Origin of the sequence: Hyphomicrobium facile (assembly GCF_900116175.1) — a bacterium.
GTDB classification, from domain to species: Bacteria; Pseudomonadota; Alphaproteobacteria; order Rhizobiales; family Hyphomicrobiaceae; genus Hyphomicrobium_B; species Hyphomicrobium_B facile.
In genome coordinates this window covers 782,956-802,436 of the sequence record NZ_FPCH01000001.1, presented here as the reverse complement: position 1 = coordinate 802,436, position 19,481 = coordinate 782,956, and the positions used below count along the sequence as shown (strand labels likewise).

Sequence of the window (19,481 nt, the reverse complement as noted above, 5' to 3'; positions counted from 1 at the left end):
AGGTTTAATCGCGGCGACAATCCCGCCGCGGGCTAAGCTACACGCTTGCGGATGGACTTTCGCCACCGCTCTAAATGCCGGCGCATCCCACGCTGTTGTGGGACCTCAATTTTCTTTGGAGGGGGTGCAGGCTCTTTCGGCGGATCGCGTCTGAACTCCGGTAGCCCATTGTGTCTGATCGCCTCGATCGCATCTGTAAATGCTTGCTCGCTCCAACGGTGCGCACCCTTGCGCTGCATATCCTGTCCCGATGCATAAATGTCAGCATCGATCCATGCATTTGATGCGTGAAGCATGCGGTAAACGAGTGGTTTCTGGAGGAATAAGGTCCCCCCTAACGCATGAGCTCCCTGGGCCAGGTAGCCGTCCGCGCAGCCCTTGTAGACAAGCTTCCTATTCGGCTTGAGGTACTTCAGTGCAGCTCGCCGGAACATCATCGCTGACGAGGACGTCCAATGCCACCCTGGTATTGACGCCCAGACGAACAGGATCCTCGGCTTTTCGGGTTTGCGCGCTTCGAGATATTTTCCGTAGGGCCGCATCCCAGCCGTATAGAGGTCACCCCTCAAACCACTTCCAATAACCCCGCGTTCGGTCATTAGGAACTGTTCGGTTGAAACGATCGGGCACATGACGCCGACGTTCAAATGGGCGCCAAGCGCTTCTTCCAGAAAGGTCTCGGCATATCTGTCGTCGGGATCAAGCAAGCAGATGAAATTGCCGGTCGTCTGCTCAACGCCTGCGAAAAAGGATGGCACCTGCCCCACATTTTCGCTGAGCTGATGGATCTTTATCCGGCTGTCATTCAACTCGCCGACGATACTGGTAAGCCGTTCCCGATGCGGAGAATCCGATGCGTCATCGACAACGACGCATTCCCAATTTTTGTGCGTCTGATCTAGGAGGGATCGCAGCGCGCCCTCCACGTAGGCCGAGTAATTGCGGTATGTGACAACGACCGAAACGAGGGGCTTATGCCACTTCTCGCGGACCAGCCTGACCCCGGAGGGTTCGCCAACACCGATACCGTGCATTGAGCCCCACCCTTTATACCCGCCAGGAATATATCTCCGGCATATGGTTGGCACAAGCGTACCACCGAGGGTAATGGCTAAATCGGCTGTGCTAGAGCACAACTATTGGGGACATTCGCGGGAAAAGAACGGCGCGCAGAGCTTCATCTGCATTGCGCGATTCTAAACCGATCAGTCGAAATCGACTTTCTGGCTGCGCATCTTCTTGACCCGCCCGCGCACGGTCTTGGCCTTGATCCGCTCTTCTCGCGCGCCGCGGGAAGGCTTCGTCTTGATCCTGAGCTTCGGGCGTTCCAGCGACGTCTCGATGAGTTCGATGAGCCGCGATCGCGCATCGGCTCTGTTCTGTTCCTGACTGCGAAAGCGATCGGCCTGAATAACGATGATCCCTTCGAGCGTCAAACGGCGCCCGGCGAGGCGTTTCAGCTTGTCACGCGCATAATCAGGAATGGATGTGTTGGCCCGGAGATCGAAACGCAGCTCCACCGCTGTCGAGACCTTGTTGACGTTCTGTCCGCCTGGGCCCGACGCCCGCACGAACCGTTCCTCGAGTTCCGATTCTGCGATCTCGATGGCGTCCGTCACGCGCATGGCTCGTCAGCCCTATTCCTAAGTCGACCCTGTTCCTGACCGGTTTTCCGGCGACGGTCGATTATGCTCGGCGAGATGTATCACCCGCCCCTTCGAGCGCAAACCGCGCCCGAAATGCCGGTCTAATGCTCACGATACCCACAGGCTTTCGGGCAACCGACAGAATGGCCGGTTGCCATAGATCGATTCCCCGCTGAACAGTCGTAAGTCGCTTCGGCGATTCGAAACGTTGTTAACTTTGCTGAGGGGGGAACCAATTTCTCGCAAAAGCGTAAGCCCGGTGCAATATCGATTCGGTACCGTTAGTTCGCATTCGAGCAATTGCGTTTACCGAGTCTTTAGCGTCGCCGCTTAGCGTCATTGAGTTACCGAAGAATTCCGGACGCCCATCGGGGGGTCACTGAATTTTAGTGAATGAAACGACGAAAGGTCGAGCACGCCGCCATGCGATCTGCCACGACAGCTGTGATTTCGTCCACCGATACCGCCGTTCGTGAGGCGCATTGGCGCCCTTCCGCGCGGTTCATTGGGCTTGCGATTGCGTCGATCGCCCCTGCCCTTTTCTGGTGCGTCGTGGTCGAGTTGATCGCCTATTGGTCGGGCGTCTCACTGTCGCCGATGGCAGTAGGCGCACTGTTCGTCACCATCGCCGCATTCTTGTTTGCCATCTGTGCGCCTCTCATGTTGCGCAACTCGCCTGCCAAAGATCATGCACCGCGTCCCGCCGCGCCGGACCTGAACGGTCGCCCGGCCAGCCGATAGACAAGAGCCGATAGACGAGAAACGACAAGAAGCACCTAGCTTCCCGCCCAATCGCAAACCATCCGATCGCAAATTCGCCGTCTCGGGCCGCCACCAGGACAAGGCCCGGGAACGAATTCGCATTTCCGGCAGGAATAGGATGACAGGCACCCTCGCCAACCGCGGTTGCGTCTAAAGTTGCAGGTCAAAATCGATTGACAATCGAGCTGAATACCGGGAACGCCGCCTGGGCCCTGAGCCAAGGCGGCGTCCGAACCGCAAAACGCGGTGATCAGTACAGCGAAGACAAGTAATGCTCTCGCCATTTGAAGTACCGGACAAGTTCAAGCCGCAAAGCACAAGCATCACCCTGTGCGCGACTCGGCGCAAGCCGGAAACTCCGTAATAAGCGCCTATTCCGCAGCGACGCGCTTCTTCGGCTTCACCAGTTCCATATAGTCATTGAGAAGAGTTTCGGAGATGGAACCGGGCTTGTATTTGTGCTCGCCGATCTCAGAAACCGGCGTGACTTCCGCCGCCGTGCCGGTGATGAAGCACTCGGAGAACGAGCCGAGCTCTTCCGGCATGATCACGCGTTCGACGACGGTGATGCCGCGCGCTTTCGCAAGATCGATGACGGTGCGGCGCGTAATGCCGTTGAGAAAGCAATCGGCCTCCGGCGTATGCACCACGCCATCCTTCACGAAGAAGATGTTGGCGCCGGTGCATTCGGCGACGCGGCCGCGCCAATCGAGCATCAACGCGTCCGAGTATCCGGCACGTTCGGCGCGGTGTTTCTCGATGGTGCAGATCATGTAGAGACCTGCGGCCTTAGCCCTCGAAGGCGCGCAGGCGGGATCGGGCCGGCGATAGACGGCGTTGGTGATGCGAATGCCCTTGAGGCGCTGCTCCATGGGGAAATAGGAACCCCAATCCCACGCCGCGACCGCGAGATGAATTTTCGCCTGTTGCGCTGAAACGCCCATCTGCTCGCTGCCGCGCCAGGCAATCGGTCGAACGTAACAATCGGAGAGCTTGTTTGCGGCGATGACATCGCGGCAGGCCTGATCGATCTCGGCGACCGAGTAAGGAATCTCGAAATCGAGGATCCGGGCGCTTTCGACCAGGCGTTCGCTGTGCTCGGTGAGCTTGAAGATCTCACCGCCATACGCGCGCTCGCCCTCGAACACCGAGCTCGCATAATGGAGCGCGTGCGTCAGAAGGTGCACCTTCACATCGCGCCAGTTGACGAGGGTTCCGTCGATCCAAATGAGCCCGTCGCGATCGTGATAGGGGATGAGGTCGGCCATACCAGTCCAATTCCTTCCTGGGCTTTTTATAGTTACCGGGTGCCGGGTTCTGTCGGGCGTCTCGAGAGGCTGGGGGCTTGGCAGGCTGAAGACGCCCTTGGACGTGCGTTTTCAGTGCGCCATGCGCAGAAGCAGAGACCTGCCGGGACGAGCCAGCATTTTGGCTTGCAACAGAATACAATCGAGGCCAATAAGTCAACATGGCTGACATAACGTCAGAAGGCCCCTCCGAACACCTTGGCGCAACTGGGCATTCCCCCGTGGCGGCGGCAGATGACCGGCCTTCTTCACTCGTCGATCTGATCGGGTACATAGAGCTTTTCTATTTTGCCTATCGTGATTTTACGTGCGACCCGGATGCAATCCTGGCTCAGTACGGCTTCGGCCGCGCTCACCACCGCGTCTTGCATTTCGTGCACCGCATTCCGGGCCTGAAGGTCGCGGAATTGCTGGATATTTTGAAAATCACCAAGCAGTCGCTGGCGCGCGTGCTCAAGCAGCTGGTCGATGAGGGATTCATCATACAGAAGGCCGGAAACGAGGATCGGCGCGAACGGCGGCTATACCTCTCAGCCAAGGGCGCGCGGCTGAACGATAAACTGACACAAATTCAGGCCAAACGCATCGAGGGGGCGCTCGCGAACCTCGGCCCTGGCGCTGATGCTCTTGCGAGAAATTTTCTCTTTGGGATGATCACTGAGAAAAACCGGCCCCAGGTAGAAACCCTCATCAAGGGTCAGCGCGCTGACACGTCGGAAGCTGCACCCGATTGCAACACATGAGAGCCCTGATGGCCCAGGATCGAGCCGAGCCTTTGGCGGACAACGCCCCGCACATACTGGTCGTAGACGACGATCAAAAGATCAGAGGACTTCTCGGCCGCTTTCTATCGAGTAACGGTTTCCGCGTGACAGAGGCAGCCGACGCCGCAGCAGCACGCGCATTCATGCGGGGCTTGGCATTCGATCTCGTGCTTCTCGACGTGATGATGCCCGGCGAAAGCGGCCTTTCCCTCGCACGCGATCTCAAGCTGACGCGCCCGGTCCCGATATGCATGTTGACGGCCCTCGCCGAAGCTCAAGACCGGATTTCCGGCCTCGAAGCTGGCGTCGACGATTACGTCTCGAAACCATTCGATCCTCGCGAGTTGCTGCTCCGCCTTCGCAATATTCTTCGCAGAGGCCAGATGCAGTCCGCCCCGCGCGACGAGATCCGCATGGGCGGCTGCGTTTTCAGCATTGCCCGCGGTGAATTGAAACGCGACGACGAAGCGATCAAGCTCACCGAGCGCGAGCGGGATCTGTTGAGGCTCTTCTCTCAGCGCATTGGCGTCGCCGTCCCCCGTCATGAACTCTCGAGCGATGACAGCACGGGAAGCGAACGCGCGATCGACGTGCAAATCAATCGCCTGCGGCGCAAGATCGAGGCCGACCCATCGAACCCCGTCTACCTGCAGACGGTAAGAGGCAAGGGCTATATTCTCTATACCGACTGATCCCACTACACGAAGTGACCGCGATGACGGGGGTCCCTCCGGACACGCGAACGGCGGAAAATCTCACGAATGGCAGTTGTGCCCGAAACGACACCGGATGCCGGAAGCAGTGCCTCGCGGTATCGTCGTTTCCGCGAGCACCCGTACGTCGTGGGACTGCTCAACATCGGCGCCGAGATGCTCCCGAAGGGCCTTTACGCCCGGGCGCTGCTGATCATCATCACACCGATCGTCGTCCTCGAAGGCGTCATTGCGTTCGCATTCATGGAACGCCATTGGCAGGCCGTGACGCGCCGGCTGTCGGAAGCGACAGCTCGTGACATCGCGGCGCTGATCGAGGTCTATGAGGATCTGCCGAAATCGGACGGCCCTCAAAAAATCATCGATCTCGCGCGCGATCGTCTCAACTTGGCGATGGAAGTTCTTCCGAACGGTGATCTGCCTCCGCCAGGGCCGAAGCCGTTCTTCCGGCTGCTCGACCGCGCGCTCTCCAATGAGTTGCGCAAGCATGTCCAGCTGCCGTTCTGGATCAATACCGTCGGCGATCAGAACGTCGAAATCCGCGTCAAGCTCGACGATGCCATTCTGCGGTTCGTCGCGACCCGCAGCCAGACCTACGCGTCGAACTCTCATATCTTTCTGCTTTGGATGGTCGGCTCCTCCGTCATCCTGCTGACCGTCGCTATTCTCTTTCTGCGCAATCAGATCAGGCCAATTCTGCGGCTCGCCGATGCTGCCGACGCGTTCGGCAAAGGCCGCGGCATCCCGGAAGACTTCAGGCCGCGCGGCGCGCGCGAAGTGCGCCAAGCCGCCCTCGCCTTTCTGCAAATGCGCGACCGCATCAAGCAGCACGTCGAACAGCGCACCACGATGCTCGCGGGCGTCAGCCATGACTTGCGAACGGTGCTGACGCGCTTCAAGCTCGAGCTGGCTCTGCTCGACGATACGCCGGAGACGCGCGCACTCTCGAGCGACGTCGACGAAATGCAGCACATGCTCGAAGATTATCTGGCATTCGCCAAGGGCGACGGCGGCGAGGAAGCCAAGCCGACGAACCTCAAGGAGCTGCTGGAGGAAATCGTCGACGACGCTTCGATCTATGCCTGCACGATCGATCTCAAGATCCGCAAAAGCAAAGGCGACATCATCCTGCCGCTGAAACGGCAGGCCCTGAAGCGCGCGATCATGAACCTCGTCACGAATGCCGCGCGTTTCGGCGACCGCATCATCATCCGCGTCGCGCCTGAAGGCCGCTGGGTGCGCATCGAGGTCGACGACGACGGCCCCGGCATCCCCGAGGAAGAACGCGAAAACGTCTTCCGTCCGTTCTACCGTCTCGATCACGCCCGCAATCAGGACGAAGGCAACAGCGGACTTGGCCTCGTGATCGCCCGCGATATCGCCAAGAGCCACGGTGGTGAAGTCGCTCTCGGCGAAAGTTCAATGGGCGGCCTGCGCGCGATTATTTCCCTGCCGAAATAGGAAAAAATCCCCAAAATATCTCTGTGGTTTGAATATGTTAGGCGTTAAGCACACGCCATTGTGATTTGACCGTTATGTTATGGTGTTACACTCTCTGGCCATCGGATCCGGGGGCCAAACCCGTCGACTTTGGCAAGGTGTCCTCCAAGCCTGCAGTCACCGGTACCGACAATCCCGAGCGCCGTGGGCTGCCAGCCCATTCGGGATGCGCTTAGTGGCCGCGAACCAAAACCGAGACCGACAATCCCAGCCCCGGTCAACGTCCAAGTTCGCGGCCGCGCTTTTTTGCGGCGAGCACCGCTTCCGTCATCAGTTCCTTGAGACCGCTGCCCTCTCGCATCAGGACCGCGAGAGCAGCCGCTGTCGTGCCGCCGGGCGACGTCACGTTGCGCCTCAGCGTTTCGGCATCGAGAGGAGATTGATTGAGCAGTTCGCCTGATCCTGAGAGGGTCGCCCGCGCAAGCTGCACCGCCGTCGCCTGATCGAGCCCGGCAGCCACACCCGCCTCGGCGAGCGCCTCAGCCAGAAGGAAGACGTAAGCCGGTCCCGAACCCGATACGGCCGTTACGGCATCGATGAGGCTTTCGTCGCCAACCCAGACGACCGGCCCCACCGCGCCGAGAAGGCTCTCGCAAGCCTGCTTCTGTGCCGCTGTCGCATGGACGTTCGCGACGGCCCCGGTAATGCCGCGGCCGATCGCGGCCGGCGTATTGGGCATCGCCCGGACGACAGCGCTGCCGGGCGGAAGATGGCGCTCGAAGCTTGCGAGCGTTTTACCGGCGGCGATCGAAACGACGACAGTCTCCGGTCCGGCGATTTTCGCGAGTCCGGGAAAAACGTCGTCCATCGCCTGCGGCTTGACCGCGACGACGATGACGGCCGGAGGCGTATCGAGCGGGGCCAGATCAGCCACCGCCTTGATGCCATGCTTGCTCGCGAGATCTTGCGCAGCGCCTGAGAGATTTGGCTCTTGGATGACAATGCTCGCGGGATCCAGTCCCCGGTCGAGCCAGCCTTCGAGCAGGGCGGCGCCCATCTTGCCGGCGCCTGCAAGCACCACCGAACCATTCAAATTCAACGACATTCTGGGATTTCCTCGGCGAAGACCGCCGAACCCTGGAATGGCGCCCGGCTTAAGCCTGTCCCTGCGTCTCGAACATCGTCGAAACCAGGGCTTCCTTGCTCTCCTTACCCGCCCACACAACGAACTGGAAGGCTTGATAGTAGCGCTCGCAGCCTTCGAGCGCCGCCTTCAGCATCGCTTCGCACTGGCGGACCGTCGCAACCGTGCCGTTGAGCAGCAGCGCATGACGGAACATCACGAGGCCTTCCTGCGTCCACAGATCGAAGTGACCGAGCCAAAGCTGCTCGTTGATCTGTGCGATCAGGCGATACATTTCGGTCAGACGGTTGGAAGGAACGCGGAAATCGAACGCGCAAGCGAGATGCAAAGCTTCGAGATCGTCGCGCCAATTGATCGAGATATGATAATCAGCCCACGTTCCGGCGACGATGAGCGTCAGCTCTTCATCGCTCGCCCGTTCGCAGGGCCAATCGTGGCTCTGCGCAAGCTGTTCAATGAGATCGATCGGATTGAGAACGCGGTCAGAACCCTGTTCCGCAACTGCCATTTGATATCGCTCTCCAAGTCTGCCGCGCGCCGGGATGGCCTAACGAACGACGCAAAACACTCAATTCAATCGCGCCGCTTAGTGCTGCGCCGGACAAAACCAGACGCCCATACGAGTCGCAAGCTGACCCGACCGGCGCGCAAACCTTGTCCACGATCAAAGTGGCAAAGCCCGGGCGCGCCGGGGTCGGGAAGGCGGCTCAGCGTCGTTAGCTGGTGAAAAGCCGCTTAACCTGTGGATGCTTCGAGCACCGCGTTTCGAACGTGGAGAGAACGCTCGGTTTCGAACGCCCGGCATCAAATGGAGCACCTCAAACGGTCGAGGTGCCTTGGAGTGAAAGCTGCGCGACCTGCGCTTCAAGTGCCAAGACGCGCGCCGCCAGCGCTTCGTTTTCCTGGCGCGCTTTCTGGGCCATCTCGCGCACCGCCTCGAAGTCTTCCCGCGTCACGACACTCATTTCGCGCAGAAACTTTTCGGCCTGAGCGCGAAAAAGCGCTTCCGTCTCTTTTTTCAAGCCATCCGCCGCACCCGCGGCGTCTGTCATGAGCTTGGCAAAGTCGTCGAAGAGTCTGTTAGTTGTCTGGGTCATTGGGGTCTCGGAATTGAGGGTGTTTATAAGTTATGGCGATTGCCGCCCATGGCCGCAAGCTCGAGCAGGGCGAGCCGCCGTCGCGGGCAAACGATGGCCGCTTGACTTTGCCCAGGGGTTCCCAAACAACCCTGTGAACTGGGGCTTTCTTAGCGCCTCGACACGGCCAATCGCGAAATGCCGCCCGGAGCGCCGATGACACCCCTCGCCCTGCTGACCTTCCCTGACATCGACCCCGTCGCGATCGAATTCGGCCCCTTCTCTGTCAAATGGTATGGCCTGGCCTACATGTCGGGCCTTCTGCTCGGCTGGCTCTATATCCGCCGCCTGGTCTCGACGCCCAAGCTCTGGCGCGGCGACAAGCCCCCGATAACCCTGGAGCGCGTTGACGACCTTTTGCTCTTTATGACGGCAGCGGTCATCATCGGCGGCCGCCTCGGACAGGTTCTGCTCTACGACCCCGACTTCTACTTTGCGAACCCGGCCGAGATCATCAAAGTCTGGAAAGGCGGGATGAGCTTCCACGGCGCGTTCATCGCGTCCGCATTGCTGCTCTGGCTATTCGGACGCGTCTATAACGTCAGCGCCCGATCCGTGATGGACCTCTGCTGCGCCGCGTCGCCCATCGGGATCTTCTTCGGCCGCACCGCCAATTTCATCAACTCGGAGCATTGGGGCCGCGTAACGGACGCCTACGTCGGCATGGTGTTTCCGAACGGCGGAGAAAGCCCGCGCCATCCGAGCCAGCTCTATGAGGCTCTGCTCGAAGGCCTCGTGATGTTCATCATCTTGAGGTTCGCAACCCATCATCTGTTCGCGTTGAAGCGTCCGGGTCTCGTGACCGGCCTCTGGCTCGTCTGGTACGCGATCGCGCGCAGCATCTGCGAGTTCTTCCGCGAGCCCGAAGTCGGTCATATCCTGAACGTCGGTCCCTTCACCGCAGGCCAGGTCTATTGCCTGCCCATGCTGGCGCTCGGCATCTATATGATCTGGACAGCGAACCGGACGAACACTCCCGGAAAGGCAGCCGTGTGATCGGAGATACTGGATTGCGTCGCGATACGCCGCTGTCCCGGCGGATCAAGGAGAGCATTCGCCGCGACGGGCCGATGACGGTTCAGACCTATATGTCCCGCTGCCTCTGGGACGTGGACTACGGCTACTATCGCACGCAGCCCGTCTTTGGCGCCGCCGGCGACTTCATCACCGCCGCCGACATCAGTCAGGTCTTCGGCGAGTTGATCGGCGTATGGGCCGGCGTCGTTTGGCAGGGCGTGCTCGGCGCGCCCAATCCCGTCACGCTTGTCGAATATGGCCCAGGACGCGGCACCATGATGCGCGACGTGCTCCGCGCCGCGCGTATCGTTCCGGGCTTTGCAAACGTCGCCCGCGTGCATCTGGTGGAAGGCAGCGACGCCCTCACCGAGATCCAAGCCGCTACACTCGCCGATTTCAGCAGCGTGCTGAGTTGGGGCCGCGAGCTGGACGAGTTCAATCCGCCCGCCATCATCTTCGCCAACGAGTTCCTTGATGCCTGGCCCGTGGCCCAGTGGGTCAAGACGGAGGCCGGTTGGCACATTCGCGGCGTCACGCTCGACAAGTCGGGTGAACTGCAATTCGCGGGCATCGACAAAAACTGTCCGCACGAAGCGTTCGAAGCCCTTCTGCCGAACGCGCCGCCCGGAACGGTCATCGAATCCCAGCGCCTCGATCAACTCGCCGAAGCATTGAAAGCGCTCGCCGAGCGCGGACCCGTCGCGTTTCTGATGATCGACTACGGTCACACGACGCCAGCCGCCGGCGACACGCTGCAGGCCGTTCGCGGCCACGCTTATGAATCGCCTTTGACGTCGCCCGGCGAAGCCGACCTCACGGTGCACGTCAATTTCTACGATCTCGCGTCGACACTGCATCGCGCCGGCCTCGTTCTCGATGGGCCGGTGACGCAGGCCGAATTTCTCGGCTCCCTCGGCATCGTCGAGAGAGCATCGCGGTTGATGTCCGCAAACCCGGCGCGAGCGATCGAGATCGAAACAGGTGTCGCCCGGCTGCTCGCACCGAATGGTATGGGTTCGCGCTTCAAGGTGCTCGCGGCCCGTTCGCCCGGACTGCCCTCGCTCCCCGGGTTTAGCGCCTCGCGCGTGACGTCCGAAACCCCAGGATCAACGTGATGTCGGAACCTCGGCAATGAAGGCCGCACGATCATGACGCTCAAACCCGTCGAAGCGCCGAACCTCGGCAAGGTCGCCGGCATTCGCCACGGCTTCTTCACGCGCATTGGCGGCGTATCGAACGGAATCTATGCGGGCCTCAACTGTGGGCTCGGCTCGAACGACGACCAGGCTCTCGTTCTCGAAAACCGCAGGATGATCGGACGGCATCTCGGCGCCGGCGACGACAAATTCGGCGGCGGCGTGATCACGCTCTACCAGGAACATGGCACGACTGCCCTGGAAGTCACGGCGCCGCCATCACGCGACGCGCTTCCGCGCGCCGACGCCGTCATCTCCAGAACGCCGGGTCTCGTCATCGGCGTGCTGACGGCCGACTGTGCCCCTGTACTTCTCGCGGACGGTGAGGCGGGCGTCGTCGCCGCCGCCCATGCGGGTTGGCGCGGAGCCGTCGATGGCATCGTCGACAGCGCTGTTCGCGAGATGGAACGTCTGGGTGCTCGCCGTGAGCGCATCTCGGCGGCCGTCGGGCCGTGCATTAGCCAGTCGTCCTATGAGGTCGGCCCCGAGTTCGAAGCGGCATTCCTCGCTCGCGATCCCGCGAATGGCGCTTTCTTCCAACGAAATCCGAAAACCGGCCGCCCCCACTTCGATCTTCCGGGCTTCGTCGTGAGCCGCTTAGCTAATGCCGGCATTAGCAATATTGAAAACTTAGGGCTCTGCACCTGCGAGAACGAATCGCTTTTCTACAGCTACCGGCGTAAAACTCTTCGTGGGGAGCCGGACTATGGCCGACAAATCTCCGCCATCGTCGTGGCGTAACTGCACAATCCACAGCCAATGCCTCGGCAAGGGTAACGTTTGACGACCTGACAACAGTTTCACCGGGCTGCCATCTGGACTGGCAGTTAAAGGCTGATCTACAGGGATAGGGTCAGTTCCGGTAGTTTTCAGGGGAGTTCAGGCCGCGCGAGTAGCGTTTTCCGGCCGCCGGGAAGTCGCGGTTGGATAAGGGGGGACGTCCATTGACGACCTTTTGGTTTGCACGTGCGCGTGAGCGCAGAACGCGTCTAGGGGTGATCGGACCAGTGCTCCTGGCCGCTGTCGCCACAATGGGACTGGGCGGCTGCGAGTCGGCATCAAACATGTTGAGCGGTGGCGGCAACACGCCTCAAGCTTCGCTGACGCTTCCGCCTGCAACCCCGGCCGCCGCGCAGATGGCCAAAATTCAGATCGCGCCCGTCATCGGCTCGCCCGACAACGTCGCCCGCGATCTGCAATCGCAGCTTGCGTCGTCGATCGGCCACAACGGCGTCCAGGTTGCAACCGCCGCCAACGCCACCAGCGAATACGTCGTGCGGGGCTACATCGTAGCGGCCCGCGAAAAGACGAAGGCCAAGATCTCCTACATCTGGGACATCACGGACCAGGCCGGTAAGCGCGTTCACCGCATAACAGGTGAAGAAGTCATCGCCGGAGCCGGTAAGGACCCGTGGTCCGCCGTCACGCCGCCCGTCGTGCAGAGCATTGCCGACAAGACGTCGAAGCAGATTGCGAGCTGGCTCGCGACGAGCGCAAGCATCCCGGTCGCGGCGAACACCAAACCGCCTTCCGCCGGCACGCCACCAACAACCGTCGCCTCGAACGATGCAGGCCCAGCGCCAAGCCCGTCGTATCCGACGGCACCGAACACACCGATCGCGCCGACGACGGGCAGCATCACGACGTCCGGACCGATCACCGCTATCGTGCCGATGGTAACCGGCGCACCGGGCGACGGGAGTTCCACGCTGACGACCGCCATCCAGCGCGAGCTGACCAAAAACGGCTTGGCTCTTTCCAACGTGTCGAACGCCCAGGCCTACAAGGTCGAAGGCAAGGTCGCGATGGGGCAGAGCAAAGATGGCAAGCAGCCCATCCAGATCGATTGGAACGTGATCGACCCGACGGGCAAGAAGCTCGGCACTGTGTCGCAGAAGAACGAAGTACCGCAGGGCTCGCTCGACGGCTCCTGGGGCAAGACGGCCGATGCCGCCGCAGCCGCGGCAGCACAAGGGATTATCAAGCTCTTGCCGGCGAAAAGCACCGATTAAGCAAACTGTGCGCGATATACGCTCGAAGCTACATATCGATGACATCTTTGGGCCCGGACGGTTGAATCGTCCGGGCCCAATTGCTACAAGCCCGCGCATAAGAGGCTTCTGGAGCGCAAATGCCTTTTGATACCAAGGTCGACGCTCGAAGTTTGGATGGCCGGGGAAAGCTGGGCGTGAAGATCGTCGCGGGAAACAGTAACCGGCCGCTAGCCGACGCTATCTGCTCATATCTCAAGCTTCCAATGGCCAAAGGCCAAGTGAAGCGCTTCGCGGACATGGAGATCTTCGTCGAGATCCAGGAGAATGTCCGAGGCCAGGATGTCTTCGTCATCCAGTCGACGTCGTTTCCGGCTAACGACAACCTGATGGAGTTGTTGATCCTGCTCGATGCGCTCAAGCGTTCGTCGGCACGAAGGATCACAGCCGTCATCCCCTACTTCGGCTACGCGCGCCAAGATCGCAAGCCCGGCCCCCGAACACCCATTTCCGCGAAACTTGTCGCGAACCTCATCGAACGAGCCGGCGCCGATCGCGTTCTGACGCTTGATCTCCATGCCGGACAGATCCAGGGCTTCTTCGATATTCCAACCGATAACCTCTTCGCCGCACCCGTCATGACGCGCGATATCGAAGAGAACTTCGGCAATACCGACGATGTTGTCGTCGTCTCACCTGACGTCGGCGGCGTCGTTCGCGCTAGAGCCCTCGCCAAGCGCATCGGAGCGCCGATCGCCATTTGCGATAAACGGCGCGAACGTCCCGGCGAAAGCGAAGTGATGAACGTCATCGGCGAAGTCGACGGCAAACGATGCGTCCTCATCGACGACATCATCGATTCCGGCGGAACGCTCGTCAACGCCGCGGAAGCCCTGCTGAAGAACGGCGCGACGGAAGTGTCGGCCTACATCTCGCACGCCGTGCTCTCAGGCGGCGCCGTCAGCCGCATTCAAAATTCACGCCTGAAATCGCTCGTCATCACCGACTCGATACTTCCGACCGAAGCCGTCCGGGCCGCGAAGAATATCCGGGTGATCTCGATTGCTCCGCTCATCGGCGAAGCCATCCTGAGAACGAGCCGCGAAGAAAGCGTGTCGAGCCTCTTCTACTGACGCCACCCTCTGCTCATTGCCACCCTCTGCTCATTGAGTGTCAGCCGTTGCCCTCCGCAGCCGTATCCGTGCTGCAGTCCCCGCAGCGGCCGCGGATCTCCATCGTCATCGACCGGATCTTGAAATCGTTCTTGCCCGCCCAGGCCTGCAGGCTTTTGACGGCAGCCGGGTTATCGAATTCCTTCACCGAGCCGCACGCGTCGCAAATGGCGAACACCGCCTTGCCGTGATGGTGCGGATGATCGCACGCGACGAAGGCGTTAAGGCTTTCGAGCCGGTGGGCGAGGCCATCCTCGATGAGCCGCTGCAGCGCCCGGTAAACCGTTGGCGGCGCGCTGACGCCCTTGCCGCGAACCTCCTCGATCAGCTCATACGCGCTGAGAGGCCGTCCGACGCCCCTGAGCGCCTCGACAATGATCTTGTCCTGATCGGCCGCGCTGCGGCGTTTCGTAGGCTTTTTGGCCATCGCTCCGGGCTTCTCCGTTCCGGCCTTCATCGGACAACAAATCGACGGTCAGCCAATTTCGCCGTTAATATGCTGATTTTCGCGGCAACTTTCCAGCGCGCCCGATCCGTTGCCAGATCCCGTTGCCAGATCCGTTGTATGGGCTCAATCGCCCATCTTTGGCCCGTTGCGCGGGTGCCAAACCACGGGTATACACGCCCCATCTCATGAAGACCTTCCTGAGACGCCGCCCGGCACCCTTGGAGGCCGGTACGCGGCTTATTGGCTCTTCTGATAGGCAGAAGAGCCCTAACACTCGGAGACGATGCCATGTCTGAGCTCATCACGCTCAAGGCTACGGCGCGCCCGCGTGCCGGCAAGGGGGCCGCACGCCAAGCTCGCCGCGATGGAAATGTGCCTGCCGTCATTTACGGCAATCAGGAAACCCCTGAGACGATCAATCTCGAATACAACGAGCTCTGGAAGCAGGTCCTCCGCGGCCACTTCACCTCGACCGCCATCGAACTCGACGTCCAGGGTACGAAGCACATCGTGCTCGCCCGCGACGTGCAGGTCGATCCGGTGCGCGACACGCCCCTTCACGTCGACTTCCAGCGCGTCGGCAAGGATGGCGTCATCCGCGTTTCGATCCCGATGCACTTCGTCAACGAAACGCAGTCGCCCGGCTTGAAGCGCGGCGGCGTGCTCAACATCGTCCGCCACGATGTCGAAGTGTACTGCCCGTACGACAAGATCCCGCGCTACTTCGAGATCAGCCTCGAAGGCATGGAGATCGGCCGTTCGATCCACATCTCCGCCGTCACGATGCCGGAAGGCGTTTCGCCGGTCATCAAGAACCGCGACTTCACGATCGCAACGATCGCCGGCGCGCTCAAGGGTGAAGAAGAGACCACGACCACGACGGCCGAGGCTGGCGCTCCCGCCGCCGACGCCAAGGGTGCAGCACCCGCAGCCGGCGGCAAGGCCGCCCCTGCTGCCGCTGCAGGCAAGGCCGCTCCGGCCGCGAAGGCAGCACCCGCTGCCAAGCCCGCCGCGAAGAAGTAAGAAGATCACGAACCGGCGCGATCATCCGATCGCGCCGGTCTCTCTCACGGGTTCCGCGCCCGGCGGCCGGCTCCGCGAAGCGAAGCGGAGTCGCCGGGCGCAAAGAAAGAGTCAGCGATGAAGCTTTTCGTCGGACTTGGTAATCCTGGCGAGAAATATCGCGCCAATCGCCACAATATCGGTTTCCTGGCGGTCGATCGCATCGCCGAACGCAACGGCTTCGGCCCGTGGCGCAAGAAGTTTCAAGGTCTCGTCTCTGAAGGCTCGATCGGCAACGAGCGCGTCACGCTTCTGAAGCCCGAAACCTACATGAACGAAAGCGGCCGCTCGGTCGGCGAAGCCCAGCGCTTTCTCAAAATCCCCCTTTCGGACGTCTACGTCTTTCACGACGAGCTCGATCTCGCGCCCGGCAAGGTGAAAGTGAAAACCGGCGGCGGCAATGCGGGCCACAACGGCCTTCGCTCGATCTCCGCGCACATCGAAAACGAGTACAAGCGCGTGCGCCTCGGCATCGGACACCCAGGCTCCAAGGATGTCGTCATCCATCACGTGCTCAACGATTTCGCGAAATCCGATCGCGAGTGGGTCAACGCCCTGCTCGACGCCGTCGCCGATGCAGCGGGCTACCTCGCCAAGGGCGACGACGCGCGCTTCCTGAGCGACGTCGCGCGCTTGTTCCAGGATGAGCCCGAAAAGCCGGCGCGGAAAGCCGAACGGGCGCCCGCGGAAGAAGAACCGCGCGCGCCCAAAAGGCAGGCATCAGGGCCACACCCGGCGGGCGAACGCGCGTCCAAACGCCAGTCGGCGTTGGCCGAGAACTTGAAAAAATGGCTGGGCGCGCGAAAATCCGGCGACGGCAGCTCGTGATCGGCCAGTAACGCACGTCGTAGTCGTCGGGGGGAGCTATGTCCGAATATCAGGAAGAGAGCGACGTCGGCGGCGCCCGTTCAGGAGGCCGTGCCCAAACGATTGTCGGTGCCCTCATCCTGTTGTTCACGATCGGCGTTTTCGGCGTCGTCGGCTGGGACGCCTATAACTCCGTCGACAAGGACAAGACCGGCGTCCGTCGCATCCTCGCCAAGCGGTGGAACGACCGCACGCTCGTCTTCCCCGTGGAAGGCGCCGACCGGGCAGGACGCCGCGCGCTGTTCGACGTCGTGATCCTGACCAAGAACTACGGCTGGGTCCGCGGCTCAACGACCGAACTCCAGAAGGACGACCGCCGCCTGTCACCACAGGAAATTCAGGAAGAGGTGCTCGCGCCGCAACTACGCGAAGGTCTCGGCAGCGCGCGCGGGCTGATCGCTGTCGGCCTCGCGAGCCAGGAAGGCGAGATCGAGCGGGAGGAGCAGCGCGGAAGCCAGCGGGCCATCCGCACCGCGCGATGGGTCCAGGAAGCCCTCGGCGAGCGCATTCCAATGTGGACTTTGAACCTCGGACGCTACGTCGATCCGTGCGCCGATTGCGAGGATTCCGACACCAGCTGGCAGCGCCCGTTCATCGTTATCGCGGTGCGCAATGCCGACGAAGGGACGCACATTTCAGAAGCGCTCGCGGACGCCATGTCCTTTAAGTCGAACCTTCCTGCCCCCTCGCGCTATTCGGCTTTTGCATTTGCGAAATTCACGCGGTGAGCCATAGGGCCGCAGAAGGAGCCTAAAAGGCTTCACATTAGGCCGCCGCTCGCTTAACCCCCAGGGCTGCAACTCAACCGGACATTTCCCTGCCATGGGCTTCAAATGCGGCATCGTCGGCCTGCCGAACGTCGGCAAGTCGACCCTCTTCAACGCGCTGACGCAAACCGCGCAGGCGGAGGCGGCCAACTATCCCTTCTGCACGATTGAACCCAACGTCGGCGAGGTCGCCGTCCCCGACGACCGTCTCGAAACGCTGGCAAAGATTGCAGGCAGCAAGGAAATCATTCCGACGCGTCTGACGTTCGTCGATATCGCGGGCCTCGTGCGCGGCGCCTCCAAGGGCGAAGGCCTCGGCAACAAATTCCTCTCGCACATCCGCGAAGTGGACGCCGTCGCCTACGTGCTGCGCTGCTTCGTCGATGAGGACATCACCCACGTCGAGAACCGCATCGATCCGCTCGCCGACGCCGACGTCGTCGAAACGGAACTGATGCTCGCCGATCTCGAAAGCCTCGAGAAGCGCATCTCGCAGATCGAGAAGAAGGCGAAGACGGGCGACAAGGAAGCCAAGGCGCAATACGCCGTGATGGAGAAGCCGCTGCTGCTTCTCCGCGAAGGCAAGCCCGCACGTCTCGCCAAGATGACACCGGAAGAAATGCCGGCATTCCGCGCGCTGCAACTGCTGACATCGAAGCCCATCGTTTACGTCTGTAACGTCGAAGAAAGCGCCGCAGCAAACGGCAATGCCTATTCTAAACAAGTCGAAGAGCGCGCGAAAGCCGAAGGCGCGGCCGTCGTCGTCATTTCGGCCAAGATCGAAAGCGAGTTTGCGGGCCTCGCGCCCGAGGATCGCGACGCATTCCTCGGCGAAATGGGCCTCGAGGAACCTGGCCTCAACCGCCTCATCCGCGCGGGCTATGGTCTGCTCGATCTCGTGACGTATTTCACGGTCGGACCGAAGGAAGCGCGCGCCTGGACGATCACGCGAGGCACCAAGGGCCCGCAGGCCGCCGGCGTCATTCATACCGACTTCGAGAAGGGCTTCATCCGCGCCGAAACCATCGCCTACGCCGACTACGTCGCCGGCAACGGTGAAACGGGCGCGAAGGAAGCTGGTAAAATGCGTCTCGAAGGCAAAGAGTACGTCGTCCAGGACGGCGACGTCATGCACTTCCGATTTGCGAACTAGGGACCAACAGCAATGTCTACCGAGCTTCCCGACCGGCTCAGCAACGACCCGAAAAGTCCCTTCTTCGACGAAGACATCCTGCAACGCGACATCGGTATCCGTTTCAACGGCGTCGAGAAAACAAACGTCGAGGAATATTGCGTCAGCGAAGGCTGGATTCGCGTCGCAGCCGGCAACGCCAAGGACCGCGCCGGACGGCCCATGACGCTGAAGCTCAAAGGCAAAGTCGAACCATACTTCCGCCAGCCCGAATAAGACGGGACGAAAACTCTAAGCTATGCCCGCCGCTTTCTCGTAGCGGCGGCCTTTCTCGCCGAAGCTTTCCGCGCAGCAGTCGAACGCGAATGCGGCGCTTTACGGGTAGCGGCCGGACGTGAAGCCGTTGCTTTCCGCGCAGCGGCCCGGCGCGAAGCCATTGCTTTGCGATGTGCGGCCGAACGCGAAGCCGTGGCCTTGCGGGCCGCAGCCGAACGTGAAGTCGGCATTTTTCGAGCTGCCGCAGTACGCGACGTCGACGTTTTCCGGGCGGCGGCTGTACGCGAAGCCGAAGTTTTCCGAGCAGCGGCTGTACGCGAAACCGAAGTCTTCCGGGCTGCAGCCGTACGCGAAGCCGGCGTTTTCCGGGCAGCGGCCGTACGCGAAACCGATGCTTTTCGGCTAGCAGCCGTGGCTTTGCCACCAATCCGGCCGCCGCGGCGGGACGAGGCGGTGCTCACCTTCTTGCCGCGACCGGAGCCGCTCTTCTTACCGCCTCCGGTCTCTTTGTTAACCGTAGCCCAGGCGCGCCGTTCGGCTTCGCCCTTTCGAACGCCACGCGTCTCGTAGCCTTCTTCGATGTGTTCGGCTTGGCGTTTTTGCTTGCTTGTGTAGCTTGATTTGTCTCCACGCGGCATCTT

The 19,481-nt window shown here is 61.3% G+C and carries 22 protein-coding genes and 1 pseudogene; 15 read left to right on the top strand and 8 right to left on the bottom strand.

The features are described from left to right. Positions 1 to 32: 32 nt before the first annotated feature. On the bottom strand, positions 33 to 1,034 hold the full coding sequence (locus tag BM399_RS03880) for a glycosyltransferase family 2 protein (RefSeq protein WP_092864457.1): 1,002 nt from the start codon (positions 1,032 to 1,034) through the stop codon (positions 33 to 35). Positions 1,035 to 1,205: 171 nt separating this feature from the next. Beyond that, positions 1,206 to 1,625, bottom strand: coding sequence for an alternative ribosome rescue aminoacyl-tRNA hydrolase ArfB (gene arfB / locus BM399_RS03875; protein WP_092864454.1), 420 nt, complete (start codon positions 1,623 to 1,625; stop codon positions 1,206 to 1,208). Positions 1,626 to 2,039: 414 nt separating this feature from the next. On the opposite strand from arfB, the gene BM399_RS03870 reads away from it, so the two are divergent. Further along, the gene (locus tag BM399_RS03870; protein ID WP_092864451.1) at positions 2,040 to 2,387 is read left to right on the top strand and encodes a hypothetical protein; all 348 of its coding nucleotides are present in this window, start codon (positions 2,040 to 2,042) and stop codon (positions 2,385 to 2,387) included. Between the two features lie 392 nt (positions 2,388 to 2,779). Here BM399_RS03870 and BM399_RS03865 read toward each other — a convergent pair whose 3' ends face one another. Next, complete coding sequence (locus BM399_RS03865) at positions 2,780 to 3,676, bottom strand: branched-chain amino acid aminotransferase (protein ID WP_092864448.1); 897 nt, start codon at positions 3,674 to 3,676, stop codon at positions 2,780 to 2,782. Between the two features lie 200 nt (positions 3,677 to 3,876). Between BM399_RS03865 and BM399_RS03860 the strand changes: the two genes are divergently transcribed. From BM399_RS03860 to BM399_RS03850, 3 genes are all read left to right on the top strand, one after another. Next, complete coding sequence (locus BM399_RS03860) at positions 3,877 to 4,458, top strand: MarR family winged helix-turn-helix transcriptional regulator (RefSeq protein ID WP_092864445.1); 582 nt, start codon at positions 3,877 to 3,879, stop codon at positions 4,456 to 4,458. After that, a complete protein-coding gene (locus BM399_RS03855) occupies positions 4,455 to 5,171 on the top strand; it encodes a response regulator (protein WP_092864442.1) in 717 nt (238 codons plus the stop codon). Before BM399_RS03860 ends, BM399_RS03855 begins: the two co-directional genes overlap by 4 nt. Positions 5,172 to 5,240: 69 nt before the next feature. Next, positions 5,241 to 6,653 carry an ATP-binding protein gene (locus BM399_RS03850; RefSeq protein WP_092864439.1) on the top strand — a complete coding sequence of 471 codons (1,413 nt, stop codon included), beginning with the start codon at positions 5,241 to 5,243 and terminating at the stop codon, positions 6,651 to 6,653. Between the two features lie 256 nt (positions 6,654 to 6,909). On the opposite strand, the gene proC is transcribed toward BM399_RS03850, so the two are convergent. The 3 genes from proC to BM399_RS03835 form a co-directional block, all read right to left on the bottom strand. Next, complete coding sequence (proC, locus tag BM399_RS03845) at positions 6,910 to 7,737, bottom strand: pyrroline-5-carboxylate reductase (RefSeq protein WP_092864436.1); 828 nt, start codon at positions 7,735 to 7,737, stop codon at positions 6,910 to 6,912. 49 nt (positions 7,738 to 7,786) lie between these two features. Further along, on the bottom strand, positions 7,787 to 8,284 hold the full coding sequence (locus tag BM399_RS03840; RefSeq protein ID WP_045836910.1) for a type III secretion system chaperone family protein: 498 nt from the start codon (positions 8,282 to 8,284) through the stop codon (positions 7,787 to 7,789). Positions 8,285 to 8,594: 310 nt separating this feature from the next. After that, a complete protein-coding gene (locus BM399_RS03835; protein WP_092864433.1) occupies positions 8,595 to 8,873 on the bottom strand; it encodes an accessory factor UbiK family protein in 279 nt (92 codons plus the stop codon). Positions 8,874 to 9,068: 195 nt separating this feature from the next. On the opposite strand from BM399_RS03835, the gene lgt reads away from it, so the two are divergent. The 5 genes from lgt (at position 9,069) to BM399_RS03810 (ending at position 14,249) form a co-directional block, all read left to right on the top strand. Continuing rightward, positions 9,069 to 9,908, top strand: a complete 840-nt coding sequence (gene lgt / locus BM399_RS03830) for a prolipoprotein diacylglyceryl transferase (RefSeq protein ID WP_092866262.1) — start codon at positions 9,069 to 9,071, stop codon at positions 9,906 to 9,908. Further along, positions 9,905 to 11,044, top strand: coding sequence for a class I SAM-dependent methyltransferase (locus BM399_RS03825; RefSeq protein WP_244531052.1), 1,140 nt, complete (start codon positions 9,905 to 9,907; stop codon positions 11,042 to 11,044). Before lgt ends, BM399_RS03825 begins: the two co-directional genes overlap by 4 nt. Before the next feature lie 33 nt (positions 11,045 to 11,077). Beyond that, positions 11,078 to 11,866 (top strand): peptidoglycan editing factor PgeF, encoded by a 789-nt coding sequence (pgeF, locus tag BM399_RS03820; RefSeq protein ID WP_092864430.1) that lies wholly within the window; start codon positions 11,078 to 11,080, stop codon positions 11,864 to 11,866. Positions 11,867 to 12,189: 323 nt separating this feature from the next. Next, positions 12,190 to 13,137 (top strand): hypothetical protein, encoded by a 948-nt coding sequence (locus tag BM399_RS03815; RefSeq protein WP_244531051.1) that lies wholly within the window; start codon positions 12,190 to 12,192, stop codon positions 13,135 to 13,137. Between the two features lie 176 nt (positions 13,138 to 13,313). Continuing rightward, positions 13,314 to 14,249, top strand: a complete 936-nt coding sequence (locus tag BM399_RS03810) for a ribose-phosphate pyrophosphokinase (protein ID WP_092866256.1) — start codon at positions 13,314 to 13,316, stop codon at positions 14,247 to 14,249. A gap of 40 nt (positions 14,250 to 14,289) precedes the next feature. Here the strand turns inward: BM399_RS03810 and BM399_RS03805 are convergent, their stop codons facing one another. Continuing rightward, the gene (locus BM399_RS03805) at positions 14,290 to 14,715 is read right to left on the bottom strand and encodes a Fur family transcriptional regulator (protein ID WP_092866253.1); all 426 of its coding nucleotides are present in this window, start codon (positions 14,713 to 14,715) and stop codon (positions 14,290 to 14,292) included. Between the two features lie 309 nt (positions 14,716 to 15,024). On the opposite strand from BM399_RS03805, the gene BM399_RS03800 reads away from it, so the two are divergent. The 6 genes from BM399_RS03800 (at position 15,025) to BM399_RS21055 (ending at position 19,246) form a co-directional block, all read left to right on the top strand. Further along, a complete protein-coding gene (locus BM399_RS03800; protein ID WP_092864424.1) occupies positions 15,025 to 15,759 on the top strand; it encodes a 50S ribosomal protein L25/general stress protein Ctc in 735 nt (244 codons plus the stop codon). A gap of 117 nt (positions 15,760 to 15,876) precedes the next feature. Further along, entirely contained in the window at positions 15,877 to 16,626 is a 750-nt protein-coding gene (gene pth, locus BM399_RS03795; RefSeq protein ID WP_092864421.1) for an aminoacyl-tRNA hydrolase, read from the top strand. Positions 16,627 to 16,664: 38 nt separating this feature from the next. Beyond that, entirely contained in the window at positions 16,665 to 17,393 is a 729-nt protein-coding gene (locus BM399_RS03790; RefSeq protein WP_092864418.1) for a hypothetical protein, read from the top strand. Positions 17,394 to 17,487: 94 nt separating this feature from the next. Then, the gene (gene ychF / locus BM399_RS03785) at positions 17,488 to 18,585 is read left to right on the top strand and encodes a redox-regulated ATPase YchF (RefSeq protein WP_092864415.1); all 1,098 of its coding nucleotides are present in this window, start codon (positions 17,488 to 17,490) and stop codon (positions 18,583 to 18,585) included. A 12-nt stretch (positions 18,586 to 18,597) separates the two neighbouring features. Beyond that, positions 18,598 to 18,840, top strand: coding sequence for a DUF3297 family protein (locus BM399_RS03780; protein WP_092864412.1), 243 nt, complete (start codon positions 18,598 to 18,600; stop codon positions 18,838 to 18,840). Positions 18,841 to 18,958: 118 nt separating this feature from the next. After that, positions 18,959 to 19,246 carry a hypothetical protein gene (locus BM399_RS21055; protein WP_177228035.1) on the top strand — a complete coding sequence of 96 codons (288 nt, stop codon included), beginning with the start codon at positions 18,959 to 18,961 and terminating at the stop codon, positions 19,244 to 19,246. Here BM399_RS21055 and BM399_RS21325 read toward each other — a convergent pair. After that, positions 19,170 to 19,478: pseudogene (locus BM399_RS21325) on the bottom strand (hypothetical protein); the annotation flags it as partial. The gene BM399_RS21055 and the pseudogene BM399_RS21325 sit on opposite strands and share 77 nt — an antisense overlap. Positions 19,479 to 19,481: the final 3 nt, after the last annotated feature.

Bases quoted from the DNA above. Each gene is read 5' to 3' on its own strand.
- BM399_RS03855 (WP_092864442.1), top strand. From the start codon at position 4,455: ATGAGAGCCCTGATGGCCCAGGATCGAGCCGAGCCTTTGGCGGACAAC.
- pth (WP_092864421.1), top strand. From the start codon at position 15,877: ATGAAGCTTTTCGTCGGACTTGGTAATCCTGGCGAGAAATATCGCGCC.
- BM399_RS03880 (WP_092864457.1), bottom strand. From the start codon at position 1,034: ATGCACGGTATCGGTGTTGGCGAACCCTCCGGGGTCAGGCTGGTCCGC.
- BM399_RS03860 (WP_092864445.1), top strand. From the start codon at position 3,877: ATGGCTGACATAACGTCAGAAGGCCCCTCCGAACACCTTGGCGCAACT.
- pgeF (WP_092864430.1), top strand. From the start codon at position 11,078: ATGACGCTCAAACCCGTCGAAGCGCCGAACCTCGGCAAGGTCGCCGGC.
- proC (WP_092864436.1), bottom strand. From the start codon at position 7,737: ATGTCGTTGAATTTGAATGGTTCGGTGGTGCTTGCAGGCGCCGGCAAG.
- BM399_RS03800 (WP_092864424.1), top strand. From the start codon at position 15,025: ATGTCTGAGCTCATCACGCTCAAGGCTACGGCGCGCCCGCGTGCCGGC.
- BM399_RS03865 (WP_092864448.1), bottom strand. From the start codon at position 3,676: ATGGCCGACCTCATCCCCTATCACGATCGCGACGGGCTCATTTGGATC.
- BM399_RS03840 (WP_045836910.1), bottom strand. From the start codon at position 8,284: ATGGCAGTTGCGGAACAGGGTTCTGACCGCGTTCTCAATCCGATCGAT.
- BM399_RS03815 (WP_244531051.1), top strand. From the start codon at position 12,190: ATGTTGAGCGGTGGCGGCAACACGCCTCAAGCTTCGCTGACGCTTCCG.
- BM399_RS03870 (WP_092864451.1), top strand. From the start codon at position 2,040: ATGAAACGACGAAAGGTCGAGCACGCCGCCATGCGATCTGCCACGACA.
- ychF (WP_092864415.1), top strand. From the start codon at position 17,488: ATGGGCTTCAAATGCGGCATCGTCGGCCTGCCGAACGTCGGCAAGTCG.
- BM399_RS03835 (WP_092864433.1), bottom strand. From the start codon at position 8,873: ATGACCCAGACAACTAACAGACTCTTCGACGACTTTGCCAAGCTCATG.
- BM399_RS03850 (WP_092864439.1), top strand. From the start codon at position 5,241: ATGGCAGTTGTGCCCGAAACGACACCGGATGCCGGAAGCAGTGCCTCG.
- BM399_RS03805 (WP_092866253.1), bottom strand. From the start codon at position 14,715: ATGGCCAAAAAGCCTACGAAACGCCGCAGCGCGGCCGATCAGGACAAG.
- BM399_RS03790 (WP_092864418.1), top strand. From the start codon at position 16,665: ATGTCCGAATATCAGGAAGAGAGCGACGTCGGCGGCGCCCGTTCAGGA.
- lgt (WP_092866262.1), top strand. From the start codon at position 9,069: ATGACACCCCTCGCCCTGCTGACCTTCCCTGACATCGACCCCGTCGCG.
- arfB (WP_092864454.1), bottom strand. From the start codon at position 1,625: ATGCGCGTGACGGACGCCATCGAGATCGCAGAATCGGAACTCGAGGAA.
- BM399_RS03780 (WP_092864412.1), top strand. From the start codon at position 18,598: ATGTCTACCGAGCTTCCCGACCGGCTCAGCAACGACCCGAAAAGTCCC.